Here is an 18,048-nt window from a genome sequence, read left to right on the forward strand (position 1 = left end):
GCCGGGCTGGGGCCGGGGCGCGGCCCGTGCCATGATCCCGCCGGAGGGGGAGGCACGATGAAGGACGACCGGCTGGTGGCGATGCAGGTGTTCCGCGCGGTAGCGGAGACGGGCGGCTTCTCGGCCGCCGCCCGCGCGCTGGAGGCGAGCCAGCCCTTCGTGAGCCAAACCGTGGCGCGGCTGGAGGCGCGGCTCGGTACGCCGCTCCTGCACCGCTCCACGCGCGGGCAGCGGCTCACGGACGAGGGCGAGGCGTTCCTCCACGCCGCGCGCCGGGCGCTCGATGCCGTGGAGGCCGCCGAGGCCGAGGTGCTGGACCGGCGCGGCGAGGTGGCGGGCACGCTGCGCGTGACCGCGCCTCTGGCCTTCGGGCTGGACCGGATCGTGCCGCTCCTGCCCGCGTTCTCGGCGGCGCACCCGGCGCTGACCGTGGACCTGTCGCTGACCGACGAGCGCGTGGGCCTGATCGAGCACGGCGTCGACGTGGCGATCCGCATGGGGCGGCTGGAGGACTCCAGCTTGCGTGCGCGTCGCCTCTGCGCCCTGCGCCGCGTGGTGGTCGCCGCGCCCGCCTTCCTCGATCGCCACGGCCGCCCGGAGCGGCCCCCCGACCTCGAAGCCTTCGACTGCCTGCTGTGGGGCGGCGCGCGCGAGCACCTCAACCACTGGCGCTTCCGCGAGGACGGGCGCGACGTGGAGGTCGCGGTGCGCGGGCGCATCCGCTCCGACAACGGACAGTCGCTGTTCGCCATGTGCCTCGCGGGCGCGGGCGTGTTCCGCGCCGCCGAGCACCTCGCCCTGCCCGCCATCGCTGCGGGCGCGCTGGTGCCCCTGCTGGAGCACTTCGACGCGGGCGACGACGGCGCGATCCACGCCCTGCACATGGGCGGCCCCGCGGCGCTGCCGCGGGTGCGGGTCTTCGTGGACCACCTCGCCGCCGCGTTCCGCGACCCCCCCTGGCGATAGCTGTTATCGCGACCGGCCGGATACCGCTGCGGGGTGCCGCAGGGTAGGGTGCGCGCGACCAGGAGGAGGACGCCGCCATGCTCGATCTCGGAAACCGCCAGTCGATCTACCAGCCCGAGCAGGAGGGGCTGATCTTCCCCGACGTCCCGGAGTTCGACACGGTCGAGGAGGAGCGCCGGCACCTCAAGGAGCGCCTCGTGGGCGCCTGCCGCGCCTTCGCGCTGGAGGGCTTCGACTACGGCTTCGCCGGACACCTGACGATCCGCGACCCCGAGCGGCCCGAGCTCTACTGGACCAACCCGATGGCGGTGCACTTCGCCGACGTGAAGGTGTCCAACCTCATCCTCGTGGACCATGCGGGAAAGGTCATCGAGGGCAGGCATGCCGTGAACCGCGCGGGCTTCGTGCTCCACGCCAACGTGCACGAGGAGCATCCCGACATTCTCGCCATGTGCCACGCGCACACCACCTACGGCACCGCCTTCGCCGCCCTCGGCCGCCCCTTGCGCCCGATGACCCAGGACGCCTGCGCCTTCTTCGAGGACCACGTCATAATTGGCGACGAGGCCGGCGCCGTGGCGGTCGAGAACCACGCGGGCAGCAACGTCGCCAAGGCCTTCGCGGGCGTGAAGGCGGCGATCCACCAGAACCACGGTCTGCTCACGGCCTCGCGCCACTCCATCGAGTCGGCGGCCTTCTGGTTCATCGCGCTGGAGCGGTGCTGCCGGCAGGAGCTGCTGGTGGACGCAACGGGGCACACGCCCAGCCTCGTGAAGCCCGAGCGCGCCCGCTACTCGCGCGAGCACGTCGGGTCGGACTACATCGGCTGGCTCCACTTCCAGCCGATCTGGGACAACCTCTGCCGGACGCAGCCCGACATGTTCGACTGAGCTTTCGGGTCCCGCGGCTGCGTCCTCACCGCACGGCCGCGGGACCCGGACGCGCGCGGCGGCGCGGGGGAGGCCCGCCGCCGCGCGACCGATCCCCTTTCGGCCCGCCCGCTGCCGGGGCATAGGGCGCCCGACGCGAGGCGGAGGGCGGCGGGATGCACGGGGCGATGCGCGCGCTGGCGCGGGGCATGGCGCTGCTCGGGGGGCTGGTGCTCGCCGGGCTGGTGGGGCTGGTGTGCCTGTCGGTGCTCGGGCGCACCGCGAACGCTCTCCTCCATTCCGACGCCGCCCAGTCCCTCGCCCCCTCGCTCGCCGCCGCGCTGCTGGCTCTGGGCGTCGGTCCGATCCCCGGCGACTTCGAGATCGTGGAGGCCGGGACCGCCTTCGCGGTGTTCGCGTTCCTGCCGCTCTGCCAGCTCTCGGGCGCCCACGCCTCGGTGGACGTCTTCGCGAACCGCCTGCCGCCGCGTGCCTCGCGCGCGCTGCGCGCCGCGGCCGAGATGCTGTTCGCCGCCGTGCTGGCGACGATCGCGTGGCAGCTCGCCCTGGGCACCCTCGCCAAGCACCGCTCGGGCCAGACCACGTTCCTCCTCCAGTTCCCGTTCTGGTGGGCCTACGCCGCCAGCCTCGCGGGGGCCGCGGCCTCGGCGGTGGTGGGGGCTTACGTCGCCTGGATGCGCCTGCGCGAGGGCGCGGCGGGCCGCGCGCTCCTGCCCCTCGAGGCGGAGGAGGGGCCTTGAGCGACCTCGCCATCGGCGCCCTCTCGCTGCCCGCGCTCCTCGTGCTGATCGCCCTGCGGGTGCCGATCGGGCTGGCGATGCTCGCGGTCGGCTTCGCGGGCACGGTCGCGGTCACGGGAAGCGCCGCGGTGCCGCTCGCGCGGCTGCGGACCGAGCCGTTCACGACCTTCTCGTCCTACTCGCTGTCGATCGTGCCGATGTTCCTGCTCATGGGCCAGTTCGCCACGCTGGGGGGCTTGAGCGCGGCCTTGTTCCGCGCCGCCGAGGGCTTCCTCGGCCACCGGCGGGGCGGCGTGGCCATGGCCGCCGTGGGGGCCTGCGCCGGTTTCGGGGCGATCTGCGGCTCCTCGCTCGCCACCGCGGCCACCATGGGCCGGGTCGCCCTGCCGGAGCTGCGCGCCCACGGCTACGCGGGCGGCTTCTCGGCGGCGACCCTGGCGGCGGGCGGCACCCTCGGCATCCTGATCCCGCCCTCGGTGGTGCTGGTGATCTACGCGATCCTCACCGAGCAGAACATCGCCAAGCTGTTCCTCGCCGCCGTGCTGCCGGGCGTGCTGGCGGCTCTCGGCTACATGGCCGCCATCGCCGTCTACGTGCGCGTGAACCCGAATGCCGCCGGCACCCGGGCGCGCGTCTCCTGGGGGCCGCGCCTGCGCGCGCTCCTCGCCGTGTGGCCCGCGCTGGCCGTCTTCGCTGCCGTGGTGGGCGGCATCTACGGGGGCGTGTTCACCCCCACCGAAGGGGCGGCTGTGGGCGCGATGGGAACGGGGCTGATCGCTTGGGCGGCGGGCGCGCTGACATGGCCCGCCTTCGCGGCCAGCATCCGGGCCACCGCGCGCACCACGGCGATGATCTTCTTCATCGTGCTGGGCGCGGCCTTCCTGAACGGCTTCCTCGCCCTCACCGGCCTGCCGCAGGCGCTGGCGGCCTGGGTCGGCGGCGCCGGCCTGCACCCGGTCGCCGTGGTGGTGGCGATCCTCGTCCTCTACCTCGTGCTCGGCTGCGTCATGGACTCGCTGTCGATGATCCTGCTGACGGTCCCCATCGTCTGGCCGGTGATGCTGGAGCTCGACTTCGGGCTCGTGGCCCTCGCCGACCTCCAGGCCGCGCGGCTGGCGGAGCTGGTCGCCTCGGGCGCCGAGATCCCCGCCGCGCTCCTGCGCGAGGCCGAGGCCACGCTCGCCGCCGGCGACGCGCTCGCCCGCGAGACCCTGCGCGAACTGGGGCTCCGCGGTGCAGACGCCGCCGCGCTCGCCCGCGCCGAGACCGAGCGCATGGCGATCTGGTTCGGCATCCTCGTGCTGATCGTGGTGGAGGTGGGGCTGATCACCCCGCCCGTGGGCATGAACCTCTTCGTGATCGGCGCGCTGGACCGCGCGACCCCCATGGCCGACACCTACCGGGCCGTGATCTACTTCGTGGCGGCCGACATCGCGCGGGTGGCCCTGCTGCTCGCCTTTCCCGTCCTCACCCTCGCCCTGCTGCCGCTGTAGCGGGGCCGCCCACAGGAGCCATCCCATGCAGATCGAAGAGCAGGTCGCGCTCGTCACCGGCGGGGGCTCGGGCCTCGGCGCCGCCACCGCGCGGCACCTCGCCGGCCGCGGCGCGCGCGTCGCCATCCTGGAGCGGGACGCCGCCCGCGGCGGCGCCGTGGCCGCGGAGGTGGACGGCTGGAGCACCGAGGCCGACGTGGCCGACGAGGCATCTGTCGCCGCCGCCGTGGACGCCGCTGCCGCGCACTTCGGCGCCCCGGCCCGCATCGTCGTGAACTGCGCCGGCATCGCCACGGCGGCGCGCATCCTCGGGCGCGAGGGCGAGGTGTCGGTGGACCTGTTCCGCCGCGTGATCGACGTGAACCTCGTGGGCACCTACGTGGTCATGAGCCACGCCCTGCGCGCCCTGCGCGACGCCGAGCCCCTGGGCGAGGAGCGCGGCGTGATCGTGAACACCGCCTCGGCCGCCTACCAGGACGGGCAGGTGGGGCAGGCGGCCTATGCGGCGTCCAAGGGGGGCGTGGCCTCCATGTGCCTGCCGCTGGCGCGGGAGTTGGCGCGCATGGGCGTGCGGGTCTGCGCCATCGCGCCCGGGCTCTTCGCCACGCCGATGATGGAGTCGCTGCCCGAGGAGACCGTGGACGGCATCGTGCGCAACGTGCCCTTCCCGCCGCGCCTGGGCGACCCCGAGGAGTTCGGCCGCCTCGTGGCCGCGATCGTCGAGAACGCCTACCTCAACGGCGAGACCATCCGCCTCGACGGAGCCGCCCGCCTGCCGCCACGCTAGCTAGGCCCGCGGGCCGACGACGTCGCCGTGACGGTGCGCCCCCGGCCCGCGCCGGACCGGCGCGATCCCTAGAGGTTCTCGCGGGTGAAGATCTCGAAGGGCAGCACCGTGGTGGGCGCGGGCGCGGCGCCGCCGGCGGCCTTGGCGGCGACCAGCGCGGCTACGGTGGCCTCGGCCACGCGCGCGAGGGGGTGGTGCATCAGGAGGTCGACGGTGCCGTCCACGAGCGCGGCGCGGGTGGCGTCGAACAGCTCGTAGCCGACCACCACCAGCCCCTCGGGGCGGGGCGCGGCCCGCAAGGCGGCGATGGCGCCGGTGATGCCGCCGCCCGAGACGTAGAGGCCCGCGAGGTCCGGGTTCGCGGCGAGCAGCCGCTCGGTCTCGTCGCGCGCCACGGCGGGGGTCTCGAAGGTGGCGCGCGGCTCGAGGATGCGAAGGTCGGGCGCGTGCTCGCGGCAGTAGGAGCGGAAGCCGGACTCGTTGAGCCCGTGGTTGCGGAAGCGGTGGTGTCCGACCAGCACGCCGATGGCGCCCCGCCGGCGGCACAGGCGGTCGAAGGCCCAGCCCGCGGTGCGCCCCAGCTTGAAGTGGTCGAGCCCGACGTAGCCCGTGCGCCCCCGGTCGGAGTGGGGCGTGACCAGCCCGAGCATGGGCGTGCCCCCGGCCACGGCGGCCTCCACCGCCTCGCGGATCAGGGGATGGTCGGCGCAGACCGCGGCCACGCCCTCGGCCCCCTCGGCGGCGGCCGCGATCTCGGCGGCTACGCGCTCGGGCGAGAGGTCGGGCATGAAGCGGATGTCGAGCGTGATCGCTCTGTCCGCACGGGCGGCGGCGGCGGCGCGCAGGGCGGCGGCCAGCCCCTCGTAGAACGCCCGGCCCGGCTGCTGGAGCAGCACCGCGAAGCGGTCGCGGGGGCGGGCGGCGTCGGCGCGCGCCCGGATCGTGCCGCGGCCGTAGAAGTCGATCCGCTCAGCGGCCCGCTCGACCCGCTCCAGCGTGCGGGCGCGCACCTGGGCCGAGCCGGCGAGCACCCGGTTCACGGTGGCCACCGAGACGCCGGCCTCGCGCGCGAGGTCGGGGATCGTGGGGCGGCGGGGCGCGGTCGTGTCATCGCGTGTCATGGCGCGGCGACGATGACACGAATGAGACGAAGCGCAACGGCGGCGGCGACGGAGGATGCCGCGCGCCCGGCGCGCGTGCTAGCCGGCTGAGAGACCCGGGGAGGGGGACCGCCGCGATGCCCGACATGCCGACCCGAGCCGCGGAGCGCGCGCCATGCTGACCGTCGGACTGCTCGGCGCGGGCCGCATCGGCGCGGTCCACGCCGCCGCCATCGCCGCCCATCCCCGCAGCCGCCTCGCCGCCGTCTCGGACGCGGTGGCCGCAAGCGCCGAGACGCTCGCCGCGCGCCACGGCGCCGCGGTGCGCGCGACCGAGGACATCGTGGCCGACCCCGCGATCGACGCGGTGCTGATCGCCACCCCCACCGACACCCACGCGGATCTGATCGAGGCCGCCACCGCCGCCGGCAAGGCGGTGCTCTGCGAGAAGCCCGTGGACCTGTCGCTGGAGCGGGCGCGCGCCTGCCTGCGGGCCGCGGACGCCACGGGCCGCCCGGTGATGATGGGCTTCAACCGCCGCTTCGACGCGAGCTTCCGGGCCCTGCGCGCGGCGCTGGACGCGGGCGAGATCGGCACGCCCGAGATGCTCGCCGTCACGTCGTTCGACCCCGCCCCGCCGCCGCTTGACTACGTGCGCCACTCGGGCGGGCTGTTCCGCGACATGGCGATCCACGACTTCGACATGGCGCGCTTCCTCCTCGGCGGCATGCCCGAGAGCGTCTGGGCCACCGGCTCCGCCCTCGTGGACCCGGCCATCGCCGAGGCGGCGGGCGACGTGGACACCGCCGTGGCCACCTTGCGCTACGCGGACGGGCGGCTCGCGGTCGTCCGCAACTCGCGCCGCGCGGCCTACGGCTACGACCAGCGGGTCGAGGTGCTGGGGTCGGCGGGGCTGCTGGAGGTGGGCAACATGCGCGAGACCACGCTGCGCCGATCCACCGAGGCCGGGGTCACGGGGGCCAAGCCCACCTACTTCTTCCTCGAGCGCTACATGCCGGCCTATCGTGCCGAGTGGGACGCCTTCGTCGGGGTCGCGCTGGACGGCGCGCCGGTGCCGGTGGGCCTCGAGGACGGCGTCGCGGCGCTGGCGGTGGCCGAGGCGGCGACGCGCTCGCTGGCCACGGGGCTTCCGGTGCGGCTGGCGGACGTGTGACGGTGGGATTCGAGGGCGACGGGGGAGGACGCGGCATGGACACGATCCGGCTCACGGCGGCGCAGGCACTGGTGCGCTGGCTGGCGGCGCAGCGGGCCGAGGACGGCGGGCGCTTCATCGAAGGCGTCTGGGCGATCTTCGGCCACGGCAACGTGGCGGGCCTCGGCGAGGCGCTGCAGGCGGCGGGCGACGCCCTGCCCACCTGGCGCGGCCAGAACGAGCAGACGATGGCGCATGCCGCGATCGCCTACGCCAAGGCGTCGCGGCGGCGGCGGGCGATGGCCGTGACGTCCTCGATCGGGCCGGGCGCGACCAACATGGTGACGGCCGCCGCGCTGGCCCATGTGAACCGTCTCCCGGTCCTGTTCCTGCCGGGCGACGTGTTCGCGGGGCGCGGGCCGGACCCGGTGCTCCAGCAGGTCGAGGACTTCGCCGATGGCACGGTCTCGGCAAACGACTGCTTCCGCCCCGTGTCGCGCTACTACGACCGCATCACCCGGCCCGAGCAGCTGCTCACCGCGCTGCCCCGCGCAATGGCCGCCATGACCGACCCGGCGACCTGCGGCCCCGCGACGCTGGCGCTGTGCCAGGACGTGCAGGCGGAGGCCTACGACTGGCCCGAGGCGTTCTTCGAGCCGCGCACTTGGCGTGTCCGCCGACCCCGCCCCGATGCGGCCGAGCTGGAGGCCGCCGCCGAGGCATTGCGCGGGGCGAAGGCGCCCGTGATCGTCGCGGGCGGGGGCGCGATCTACGGCGAGGCGGAGGCCGCGCTCGCCGACTTCGCCGCGCGGCACGCGATTCCGGTCGTCGAGACGCAGGCCGGCAAGGCGGCGCTGGCGTGGGACCACCTGATGAACCTCGGCCCCGTGGGCGTGACCGGGGGCGACGCCGCCAACCGCACCGCCGCCGAGGCGGACGTGGTGCTGGCCGTGGGCACGCGGCTGCAGGACTTCACCACCGGCTCGTGGTCGCTGTTCGGTGGCGCGCGGATCATCGGGCTCAACGTCGCCGCCTACGACGCCGCTAAGCACGGCGCGCTCCCCTTGGTCGCCGACGCGCGCGAGGGGTTGGCGGCGCTGTCTGATGCGCTCGGCGAGCACCGCGCGGGCGGCGTGGACGAGGACCGCCGCACGGTGTGGGCCGACGCCGTGGACGCCGTCACCGCGGCGCCGAACGCCGGAGGGTTGCCCACCGACGCGCAGGTGATGGGCGCGGTGCAGAGGCAGGCGACGCCCGAGACCGTCGTCATGGGCGCGGCGGGCACCATGCCCGGCGTGCTCCACACCCTCTGGCGGGCGCCCGCCGGGGGCTACCACATGGAATACGGCTTCTCTTGCATGGGCTACGAGATCGCCGGCGCCATGGGCGTGAAGCTGGCCCGCCCCGAGGCGGACGTGGTCTGCTTCTGCGGCGACGGCTCCTACATGATGGCCAACTCCGAGCTAGCCACCGCCGCGATGCGCCGGGTGCCCTTCACGGTGGTGCTGACCGACAACCGGGGCTTCGGCTGCATCAACCGCCTGCAGACGGGCACCGGGGGCGCGGAGTTCAACAACCTCTACGCCTCGGCGCGCGTCGAGGCGCAGCCCGAGATCGACTTCGTGGCCCATGCGGCCTCGATGGGCGCCCATGCGGAGCGCGCGGCGAGCATCGCCGAGCTGGAGGCCAAGGTCCGCGAGGCGAGGGGGCGCGACGTGCCCTCGGTGATCGTGATCGAGACCGACCCCTATCCCGGCACCGGCGCGGGCGGCACGTGGTGGGACGTGGGCGTGCCCGAGGTCTCGGAGCGCCCCGAGGTCGAGGCGGCGCGCGACGCCTGGGCCGAGGGCCGCGCCGGGCAGCGGAGGGTCTGATGGCGGTCCGCATCGGCATCTCCCCCATTGCCTGGCAGAACGACGACTTGCCGGACATCACCGCAAGCTACACGATGGACGACGCGCTCCGGGAATCGGCCGCCATCGGCTACCGGGGCGTGGAGCGGGGGCAGCGGATGCCCTCGGACACGGACGGCCTGCGCGCCTTCCTCGACCGCTACGGCCTGAGCCTCTGCGGCGGCTGGTGCTCGGGCGGGCTGCTGGGGCGCACGGCGGACGAGGAGATCGAGGCGATCCGCGGCCAAGTCGAGCAGTTCGTTGCGCTCGGATCGCCCTGCATCGTCTACGCGGAGTGCTCCAACACCATCCAGGGCGACCGCAATGTGCCCGTCAACGACCGCCCCCGGCTCGATGCGGAGGCCGTCGCCGCCTACGGCGCGAAGCTGACGGAGGTGGCCGAGTGGTGCGCGGGGCAGGGGATGCCGCTGGCCTACCACCACCACATGGGCAGCATCATCGAGAGCGGCGAGGACGTGGACCGGCTGATGGAGGCGACCGGCCCGGCGGTGGGCCTGTGCTACGACACCGGGCACCTGCGCTTCGGCGGCGCCGACCCGCTTGCCGTGCTGGACCGCTGGAGCCACCGCGTCGCCCACGTGCACTACAAGGACGTGCGGATGCCCGTGGTGGAGCGGGTGCGCAGCCAGCGCCTCAGCTTCCTCGACGCGGTGATCGCAGGGGCCTTCACGGTGCCGGGCGACCCCGAGGGCGCGGTGGACTTCGCCGCCGTCACGGACCGGCTGTCGGCGATGGGCTACGAGGGGTGGATCGTGGTGGAGGCCGAGCAGGACCCCGCCAAGGCCGACCCGACGGAGTACTCGCGCATGGGGTTCGAGGAGATCCGCCGCCTCTGCGCCGCCGCCGGGCTGGTGGTCGCGTGAGGGACCACCCCGACGCCGCCGCGCGTTTGCGCGCGCTCCTGCGCGAGACGGCGGCGGAGGACGCCCCCCGCGCCGCCCGGATCGAACGCGGCGTTCCGGTCTACGACTGCGCCGCCCTCGCCGGCGATCTGGCGGACCCCGAGGGGCGCGCGGCGCTCATGGCCGAATGGGCCCACGTGCTGGGCGAGGGGCCGGGCGCGCTGGCGCTGGCTGGGGCGGTCGAGGACCTCGGCGCGCTGGATGCCGCGACCGCCGCCTACGGGCGCATCATCGACGCCGAGCGGGGGCGGGGCGGCGCCGACCACTTCGCCGCCGCGGGTGCCAACGACCGGGTGTGGAACGCGGCGCAGAAGCTCTGCCTCGCGGAGCCCGAGACCTTCGCGCGGGTGTTCGGATGCATGCCCGTCGCGGCGGTCTGCGAGGCGTGGCTCGGGCCGGCCTACCAGATGACGGCGCAGATCAACGTGGTCCGCCCCGGCGGCGCGGCGCAGCGGCCGCACCGGGATTACCACCTCGGCTTCATGCCCGAGGCCGAGGCGCGCCGCTTCCCGGCCCATGCCCATGCGCTCTCGCCCGCGCTGACCCTGCAGGGCGCCATCGCCCACGTCGACATGCCCGTGGAAAGTGGCCCGACCAAGCTGCTGCCCTGGTCGCAGCACCTCGAAGGCGGCTACCTCGCCATGCACCACGACGACGTGGCGGCGGTGTTCGAGGAGGCCCACGTGCAGGTGCCGCTCCGCCGGGGCGACGCGCTGTTCTTCTCGCCCGCGCTGCTCCACGCCGGGGGCGCGAACCGGACGGCAGACGTCGAGCGCATGGCGAACCTCCTGCAGGTCTCCTCCTGCATGGGCCGCGCGATGGAGGCCGTGGACCGCGCCGCCATGTGCCGCGCGCTCTACCCCGCGCTGCTGGACCTCGCGGACGACCTCGGCCCCACCCGCACCGAGGCCGCCGTCGCCGCTTGCGCCGAAGGATACGCCTTTCCCACCAACCTCGACCGCGACCCGCCCGCGGGCGGCCTCGCCCCTCCCTCCCAGGCCGACGTGATGCGCGCCGCCCTCGCCAAGCGCTTGGACCCGGCCGCCTTCGCGGAGCGCCTCGACGCCCACGCCGCCCGCCGCCAGCCCTGACGGAGACGCCCATGCCCGACCTCCTCCACCGTCCCATCGGCACCCGCGGCGAGGTGCACCGCATCACCCCCGAGAGCGCCGGCTGGCGCTACGTGGGCTTCGCGCTCCACCGCTTGCGCGCGGGCGACCGGGCCGCGGGCGCCACCGGCGAGCGCGAGGCGATCCTGGTGATCGTCGAGGGCAAGGCGCGGATCGAGGCCGCCGGCGAGGACTTCGGCACCGTCGGGGACCGCATGGACGTGTTCGAGCGCACGCCTCCCCACGCGCTCTACGTGCCGCGCCGCTCGGACTGGGGGGCGGTGGCCGAGACCGACTGCACCGTCGCCGTCTGCACCGCGCCCGCGCACACGGACCGCCCCGCGCGGCGCCTCGGGCCGGACGGCGTCACGCAGGCGACGCGCGGCAAGGGGACCAACGAGCGCCACATCCACAACATCGCCATGGAGGACCGCGACGTGGCCGACAGCCTGCTGGTCACGGAGGTGTTCACCCCCGCCGGCCACTGGTCGAGCTACCCCTCGCACCGCCACGACGAGGACGATCCCGAGCGGATCACCTATCTCGAGGAGACCTACTACCACCGCCTCGATCCCTCGGACGGCTGGGCCGTGCAGCGGGTCTACACCGACGACCGGCGGCTGGACGAGACCATGGCGGTGAGCGACGGCGACGTGGTCTGCGTGCCGCGCGGGCACCATCCCTGCGGCGCGCCCTACGGCTTCGACCTCTACTACCTCAACGTGATGGCCGGGCCGCGGCGCATGTGGCGGTTCATTGCGGCCCCCGAGGTGGCGTGGATCATGGAGCGCGACGCGAAAGGGTGAGGTGGCGGCGGGGCGGCGCCCGCGCGCATACTCCGCCCCATGATCAAAGGCCGCCTCACGCTCAAGCAGCTCGACGCCTTCGTGGCCGTGGTGGACGCCGGCTCGTTCCGCCGCGCCGCGGACCTGCTCGGAACCACGCAGCCCAACGTCTCGGCGCGCATTGCGGCGCTGGAGGCGGTGCTCGGCGCGCGGCTGATGCACCGCGACGCCGGCTCGGTGCGCCTGACCGCCGCCGGAGACGTGCTGCTGGTCGAGGCCCGCGCCGTGCTCGCCGCCGCCGAGGCACTGCTGGAACGGGCGGGACGGCGGGATGCTGTGGCGGGGCGCCTGCGCCTCGGCGCAACGGAGCTGGTCGCGGCCACCTGGCTGCGCGCCTTCCTGCGCCGCCTGCGCGCCGACTGGCCCGCCATCGCGGTGGAGCTGGAGGTGGACCTCTCGGCCGCGATCGCCCGGCGGCTGCGCGACGGCGAGTGCGACCTGGCCCTGATCGCCGGCGCCGCGCCCGCGCCGGGCGACGTGGATCTCGGCGAGAGCCCCTTCGGGTGGCTCGCGGCCCCCGCGCTCGCGGAGCGGCTCGGCCCGCGCCCGGACGTGGCGGACCTCCTGCCGCACGGAGTCCTGACCCACGCGCGCGGCACCGCCGCGGCGGGCGAGCTGCTGGGCTTCTGCGCCGCCGAGGGCCTGCCCGTGGACCGCATCGTCACCTCGTCGAGCGCCGCCGCCACGCTGCAGATGGCCGAGGACGGGATGGGTGTCGCCCTCGTGCCCCCGGCCATGGCGCGCGGTCAGATCGCCGCCGGGACGCTGTGGGTGGTGGAGGCGGCCTGGACGCCCGCGCCGCTGCGCGTGGTGGCCCGCATCGACCCCGGCCGCGCCGCCCCCTTCGTGCGCCGCGCCGCCGCGCTGGCCGCCGAGGCGAGCGCGGAGCATCGCGATTCGTGATCCTTCCGATGGGAACAAACGATTTGCTTGACCGGCCCCCGCCGTGGTCCCTGTGAGTGCAGCGGAGGGGCGGGAATGCGTGAGGCGAAGGCCCGGCTGGGCGTGGACATCGGCGGCACCTTCACCGACGTCGTGGTGGAGACCGGGGGCGGCGCGCGCCATTCGGCCAAGGTTCTGACCACCTACGCCGCGCCCGAGGACGCCATCGTCGAGGGCATGCACCGCGTCTGCGCCGCCGCCGGCCTCCGGCCAGCCGCGCTGGGGCAGGTGATCCACGGCACCACGCTCGCCACCAACGCGCTGATCGAGCGGCGCGGCGCGCGCACCGCGCTCGTCACCACCGAGGGCTTCCGCGACGTGATCGAGATGCGCACCGAGTCGCGCTTCGAGCAGTACGACCTGAACCTCCGCCTCCCCGAGCCGCTGCTGCCCCGCCAGATGCGCTTCACGGTACCCGAGCGCGTCGATGCGCGCGGCCGGACCGTGGTGCCGCTGGAGCGCGCCGCCGTGGAGGCCGTGGCCGACCGGCTGGCCGAGGCGCGGGTCGAGAGCGTGGCCGTGGGCCTCCTGCACAGCTACCTCGACCCCGCGCACGAGCGGCTGGTGCGCGACGTGCTGGCGGAGCGGCTGCCGGAGGTGTCCGTCTCGCTGTCCTCCGAGGTCAGCCCGCAGATGCGCGAGTACGAGCGCTTCAACACCACCGTCGCCAACGCCTACGTGAAGCCGCTCATGGCCTCGTATCTCGGGCGGCTGCGGCGGCGGCTGGCGGCGGAGGGCGCGGACTGCGCGGTGTTCCTGATGCATTCGGGCGGCGGGATCATGTCGCTGGAGGACGCGAGCGCCTTTCCGGTGCGGCTGGTGGAATCGGGCCCGGCGGGCGGCGCCGTCTTCGCCGCCGACGTGGCCGCGCGCCATGGGCTCGGCCGCGTGCTCAGCTTCGACATGGGCGGCACGACCGCCAAGATCTGCCTGATCCGGAATGGGGCGCCCAAGACCGCGCGGGTGTTCGAGGTGGCGCGCTCCTACCGGTTCAAGAAGGGCTCGGGGATGCCGATCAGCATTCCCGTGATCGACATGGTGGAGATCGGGGCGGGCGGCGGCAGCCTCGCCTCGGTGGACGCGATGGGGCGCATCCAGGTGGGCCCCGAGAGCGCCGGGTCGGAGCCGGGCCCCGCCTGCTACGGGCACGGCGGCGCGCGGCCCGCCGTAACCGACGCCGACCTCGTGCTGGGCAAGCTCGACCCGGCCAACTTCGCGGGCGGCACGATTCCGCTGCACCCGGACCGCTCCGAGGAGGCGCTGGCGGCGCAGGTGGGGGACCGGCTGGGCATGGATGCCGTGGCCGCGGCCCACGGCGTGGCCGAGGTGGTGGACGAGACCATGGCGAACGCCGCGCGCGTCCATGCGGTGGAGAACGGCGAGGATCTGGCGGGCTACACCATGATCGCCTTCGGCGGCGCCGCGCCCCTCCACGCCGGGCGGCTGGCGCAGAAGCTGGGGATCGACCGGGTTCTGGTGCCGCCGGGCGCGGGGGTCGGCAGCGCCATTGGCTTCCTGCGCGCGCCGTTCTCGTTCGAGGCCACGCGCTCGGTCTACATGCGCCTGCGGGAGTTCGACGCGGGCGCCGCCCGCACGCTGCTGGAGGAGCTGGCGGCCGAGGCGGCGGGCTTCGTGCGGACCTGCGACGCGGACGCCGCCATCGGCACGGAGGCCAAGCTTTTCATGCGCTACGTCGGGCAGGGCTGGGAGATTCCCGTCGCGCTGCCCGCGGAACTGGCCCGCGCGCCCGAGGCGGCGGCGGTGCTCGCGCGCTTCGAGGCCGACTACGCGCGCCTCTTCGGCCGCACCGTCGAGGGGCTGGACGTGGAGGTCACGGTCTGGTCCGTGCTCGCCGCCACGCCGTCCGCCGCCGCCGAGGCGGTGGCCGGGGCGGGCGAGGGCGCCGAGGCCCCCGCGGCCGCGGAGCGAACCGTCTTCGACCCCGTCGCGGGCCGCCCCGCCGCCGCCCGCGTGGTGGAGCGCACCGCGCTGGGGAGGGACGCCCGCGTCACCGGCCCCGCCGCGATCGTCGAGGCGGAGACCACGGTGATCGTGCCTGCCGGCTGGCAGGCTGTACAGCGGGCCGACGGGTGCCTGGACATCGCGAGGGAGGGCGGGGCATGAGCCTCACGGACGTGGCGCTGCAGGTGATCTGGACGCGCCTGATCTCGGTGGTCGAGGAGCAGGCGCAGGCCCTGGTCCGCACCGCCTTCTCCACCTCCGTGCGCGAGGCGGGCGACCTCTCGGCGGGGGTCTACGACGCCGAAGGGCGGATGCTGGCGCAGGCCGTCACCGGCACGCCGGGCCACGTCAACGCCATGGCCGACGCGGTGGCGCACTTCCGGCGCGAGATCGGCGTGGAGACCATGGCCGAGGGCGACGTCTACGTCACTAACGACCCCTGGATGGGCACGGGCCATCTCCACGACATCACCGTGGTCACGCCGTCGTTCCTCGATGGCCGGCTCGTCGGCTTCTTCGCCTGCACCGCCCACGTGGTCGACGTGGGCGGGCGGGGCTTCGGGGCGGATGCGAGCAGCGTCTACGAGGAGGGCATCCGCCTGCCGATCATGCGCTTCGCGGACCGAGGAGAGGTGGACCGCACGCTGCTGGCGCTGGTGCGCGCCAACGTGCGCGAGCCCGACCAGATCGTGGGCGACATGCACGCGCTCGCCACCTCGAACGAGATCGGCCACCGGCGGCTGGTGGAGACCATGCGCGAGTTCGGGCTCGCGGACCTGGCGCCGGTGTCGGACTTCATCCTCGGCGCTTCGCGGCGCGCCACGCTGGAGCGGATTGCGGCCCTGCCGCGCGCGACGGCGACCGGCGAGATGACCGTGGACGGCTTCGACCGCCCCATCACCCTGCGCGCCACGGTCACGGTCCACGCGGACCGCATCGTCACCGACTTCGCGGGAACCTCGCCCGCCGACGCCAAGGGCATCAACTGCCCGCTGGTCTACACCAAGGCCTATGCCTGCTACGCCCTCAAGGTCGCCATCGCGCCCGACATCCCCAACAACCACGCCTCGCTGGAGCCGTTCGAGGTGGTGGCCGAGGAGGGCACCATCGTGCACGCCGTGCACCCCGCGCCCGTGGCCCTGCGGCACATCGTGGGCCACTTCGTGCCCGACACCGTGTTCGACGCCTTCGACCGGATCGTGCCCGGCGTGGTGCCCGCGGAAGGCGCCGGGTGCCTGTGCAACTTCCAGGTCTCGTTGCGCCCCACCGCGCCGGGCGGGCGGAGGGCCGAGGTGCTGACCTTCAACTCCGGCGGCTCGGGCGCGCGGCCCGGGGCGGACGGCCTGAACGCCACCGCGTTCCCCTCGGGCGTGATGACGATGCCGGTGGAGGCGACCGAGCACGCCGGCCCCGTCATGATCTGGCGCAAGGAGCTGCGCAAGGGCTCGGGCGGCGCGGGGCGCACCCGCGGCGGGCTGGGGCAGCACATGGAGGTGGGCGCGCTTCCGGGGCACGAGTTCGACCTCTCGGCCATGCTCGACCGCCGCGACCACCCCGCGCGGGGACGCCGCGGCGGCGCCCCGGGCGCGCCCACCGAGATCGCCCGGTCCGACGGGGCTTCGATGCGGGTGAAGGGCAGGCAGTTCGTGCCCGAGGGCGCCCGCGTGGTGATGGCCTTCCCGGGGGGCGGCGGCTACGGTGATCCCGCCGAGCGCGAACCCGCGCTCGTGCGCCGCGACCTCGCGCGGGGCTACATCGACGCGGCCACGGCGCGGGAGACCTATGGGATGTCCGGTGCCGACGCCGACGCGGTGCTGGCGGCAGCAAAGCGCGGGGAGGACGTGTAGTGGCGGGCCGCCGCGACGCGCCGGCCCGCACGGCCTACGACGTGGTCATCGTGGGCGGCGCGCAGATGGGCGCCTCGGTGGCGTGGTGGCTGACCCACGAGGGGTTCCGGGGGCGGGTGCTGGTGGTCGACCGCGACCTCGCGTTCGAGCACGCCACGACCTCGCACACCAATTCCTGCATCCGCCAGCAGTTCTCCACCGAGCTGAACGTGCGCATCTCGCAGTTCGGCGCCGCCTACGTGCAGGACCTGCGGCGCTGGATGGGCGGCGACCCGCGCGTGCCCGACCTGCCGATCCAGGCCTACGGTTACATGTACCTCGCCGGCTCCGAGGCCGCCGCCGAGACCCTGCGCGAGAACCACGCCATCCAGCGTGCCGCCGGGGCGGGCACACGCCTGATGGAGCCCGCGCAGATCGCCGCCGAGTACCCGTTCTACGACCTCCACGGCATCGTGCTCGGCTCGCACGGGACGCGCGACGAGGGCTACTTCGACGGCCTCGCCATGGGCGATTGGTGGCGCCGCCAGTCGCGCGAGCGTGGCGTGGAGTGGATCGAGAACGAGGTCGCGGCGATCCATCGGGGCGGCGCCCGCGTCACCGGCGTCTCCTTGCGCTCGGGCGAGCGGATCGCCTGCGGCACGGTCGTGAACGCCACCGGCCCGCGCGCCGCCGTGACCGCCGCCATGGCGGGCATCCACGACCTGCCGGTGGAGCCGCGCCGCCGCTTCACCTGGATCTTCCGCGCCGAGCGCCCGCTCGATCGGCCCCTGCCGCTTACCATCGACCCCTCGGGGGTCCACGTGCGCGAGAACGGTGGCGGCACCTACCTCGCCGGCTGCCGGCCCCACGACGACGCGCCCCCCGCCTTCGACGACTTCGCGATGGACCCGGAGATCTGGGAGGACCACGCCTGGCCCCTGATCGCCGCGCGCATCCCCCAGTTCGAGGCCCTGCGCCTGCAGGCCGAGTGGGCCGGGCACTACGAGTACAACCACTTCGACCGCAACGCCGTGCTCGGCCCGCACCCGGAGGTGGAGGGGTTCCTGTTCATCAACGGCTTCTCGGGCCACGGCCTGCAGCAGTCGCCCGCCATGGGGCGCGGGCTGGCCGAGTGGATCGTGCACGGCGGCTTCCGCACGCTCGACCTCTCGCCGTTCCGCTTCGACCGAATCCCGGCGGGGCGGCCCCTGGTGGAGCGGGCGGTGATCTGAGGGCGGGCGCGCCGCCGCGCGACGCCCCAAGTGCATACCCATCGCCGCCCGTTCCGACCGCCCCCGACTGTCCACACACCGGAACCAGCGGTTTCCATTGACGAACCGGAAGCGACGGAATCGCGGGACGGTTTCCCTAAGGGCACCCGTGGGCGGGTCCGGCCCCGTGCCCCCGCCCGCGCGGGGCT

The 18,048-nt window shown here is 74.8% G+C and carries 15 protein-coding genes; 14 read left to right on the plus strand and 1 reads right to left on the minus strand.

Annotation, left to right across the window (positions count from 1 at the left end; all coding sequences use genetic code 11):
* Window positions 1-57: 57 nt before the first annotated feature.
* The 5 genes from K3554_RS00415 (at window position 58) to K3554_RS00435 (ending at window position 4,876) form a co-directional block, all read left to right on the plus strand.
* A complete protein-coding gene (locus K3554_RS00415; protein WP_259942241.1) occupies window positions 58-966 on the plus strand; it encodes a LysR family transcriptional regulator in 909 nt (302 codons plus the stop codon).
* A 77-nt stretch (window positions 967-1,043) separates the two neighbouring features.
* Entirely contained in the window at window positions 1,044-1,856 is an 813-nt protein-coding gene (locus K3554_RS00420; protein ID WP_259942242.1) for a class II aldolase/adducin family protein, read from the plus strand.
* A gap of 155 nt (window positions 1,857-2,011) precedes the next feature.
* Entirely contained in the window at window positions 2,012-2,596 is a 585-nt protein-coding gene (locus K3554_RS00425; protein WP_259942243.1) for a TRAP transporter small permease, read from the plus strand.
* Window positions 2,593-4,089 carry a TRAP transporter large permease gene (locus K3554_RS00430; protein WP_259942246.1) on the plus strand — a complete coding sequence of 499 codons (1,497 nt, stop codon included), beginning with the start codon at window positions 2,593-2,595 and terminating at the stop codon, window positions 4,087-4,089. Before K3554_RS00425 ends, K3554_RS00430 begins: the two co-directional genes overlap by 4 nt.
* Before the next feature lie 25 nt (window positions 4,090-4,114).
* Window positions 4,115-4,876, plus strand: a complete 762-nt coding sequence (locus K3554_RS00435; protein ID WP_259942247.1) for an SDR family NAD(P)-dependent oxidoreductase — start codon at window positions 4,115-4,117, stop codon at window positions 4,874-4,876.
* Window positions 4,877-4,944: 68 nt separating this feature from the next.
* Here the strand turns inward: K3554_RS00435 and K3554_RS00440 are convergent, their stop codons facing one another.
* Window positions 4,945-5,997, minus strand: coding sequence for a LacI family DNA-binding transcriptional regulator (locus K3554_RS00440; RefSeq protein ID WP_259942250.1), 1,053 nt, complete (start codon window positions 5,995-5,997; stop codon window positions 4,945-4,947).
* A gap of 154 nt (window positions 5,998-6,151) precedes the next feature.
* On the opposite strand from K3554_RS00440, the gene iolG reads away from it, so the two are divergent.
* From iolG to K3554_RS00485, 9 genes are all read left to right on the plus strand, one after another.
* Complete coding sequence (gene iolG / locus K3554_RS00445) at window positions 6,152-7,150, plus strand: inositol 2-dehydrogenase (RefSeq protein WP_259942252.1); 999 nt, start codon at window positions 6,152-6,154, stop codon at window positions 7,148-7,150.
* A 35-nt stretch (window positions 7,151-7,185) separates the two neighbouring features.
* A complete protein-coding gene (iolD, locus tag K3554_RS00450; protein WP_259942254.1) occupies window positions 7,186-9,003 on the plus strand; it encodes a 3D-(3,5/4)-trihydroxycyclohexane-1,2-dione acylhydrolase (decyclizing) in 1,818 nt (605 codons plus the stop codon).
* On the plus strand, window positions 9,003-9,905 hold the full coding sequence (gene iolE, locus K3554_RS00455; RefSeq protein ID WP_259942257.1) for a myo-inosose-2 dehydratase: 903 nt from the start codon (window positions 9,003-9,005) through the stop codon (window positions 9,903-9,905). Before iolD ends, iolE begins: the two co-directional genes overlap by 1 nt.
* Window positions 9,902-11,035 carry a phytanoyl-CoA dioxygenase family protein gene (locus K3554_RS00460; protein WP_259942260.1) on the plus strand — a complete coding sequence of 378 codons (1,134 nt, stop codon included), beginning with the start codon at window positions 9,902-9,904 and terminating at the stop codon, window positions 11,033-11,035. The genes iolE and K3554_RS00460 overlap by 4 nt, the downstream gene beginning before the upstream one ends.
* 11 nt (window positions 11,036-11,046) lie before the next feature.
* Entirely contained in the window at window positions 11,047-11,859 is an 813-nt protein-coding gene (gene iolB / locus K3554_RS00465; protein ID WP_259942264.1) for a 5-deoxy-glucuronate isomerase, read from the plus strand.
* Between the two features lie 39 nt (window positions 11,860-11,898).
* A complete protein-coding gene (locus K3554_RS00470) occupies window positions 11,899-12,801 on the plus strand; it encodes a LysR family transcriptional regulator (protein WP_259942266.1) in 903 nt (300 codons plus the stop codon).
* A gap of 75 nt (window positions 12,802-12,876) precedes the next feature.
* Window positions 12,877-14,964: a hydantoinase/oxoprolinase family protein gene (locus K3554_RS00475; protein WP_259942271.1), complete on the plus strand. Its 2,088-nt coding sequence runs from the start codon at window positions 12,877-12,879 to the stop codon at window positions 14,962-14,964.
* Complete coding sequence (locus K3554_RS00480) at window positions 14,961-16,649, plus strand: hydantoinase B/oxoprolinase family protein (RefSeq protein WP_259942274.1); 1,689 nt, start codon at window positions 14,961-14,963, stop codon at window positions 16,647-16,649. The genes K3554_RS00475 and K3554_RS00480 overlap by 4 nt, the downstream gene beginning before the upstream one ends.
* A 65-nt stretch (window positions 16,650-16,714) precedes the next feature.
* The gene (locus K3554_RS00485) at window positions 16,715-17,860 is read left to right on the plus strand and encodes an FAD-binding oxidoreductase (protein WP_259945720.1); all 1,146 of its coding nucleotides are present in this window, start codon (window positions 16,715-16,717) and stop codon (window positions 17,858-17,860) included.
* The last annotated feature ends 188 nt before the right edge of the window (window positions 17,861-18,048 follow it).

This window comes from Jannaschia sp. W003, from assembly GCF_025144335.1.
Lineage (GTDB): Bacteria > Pseudomonadota > Alphaproteobacteria > Rhodobacterales > Rhodobacteraceae > Jannaschia.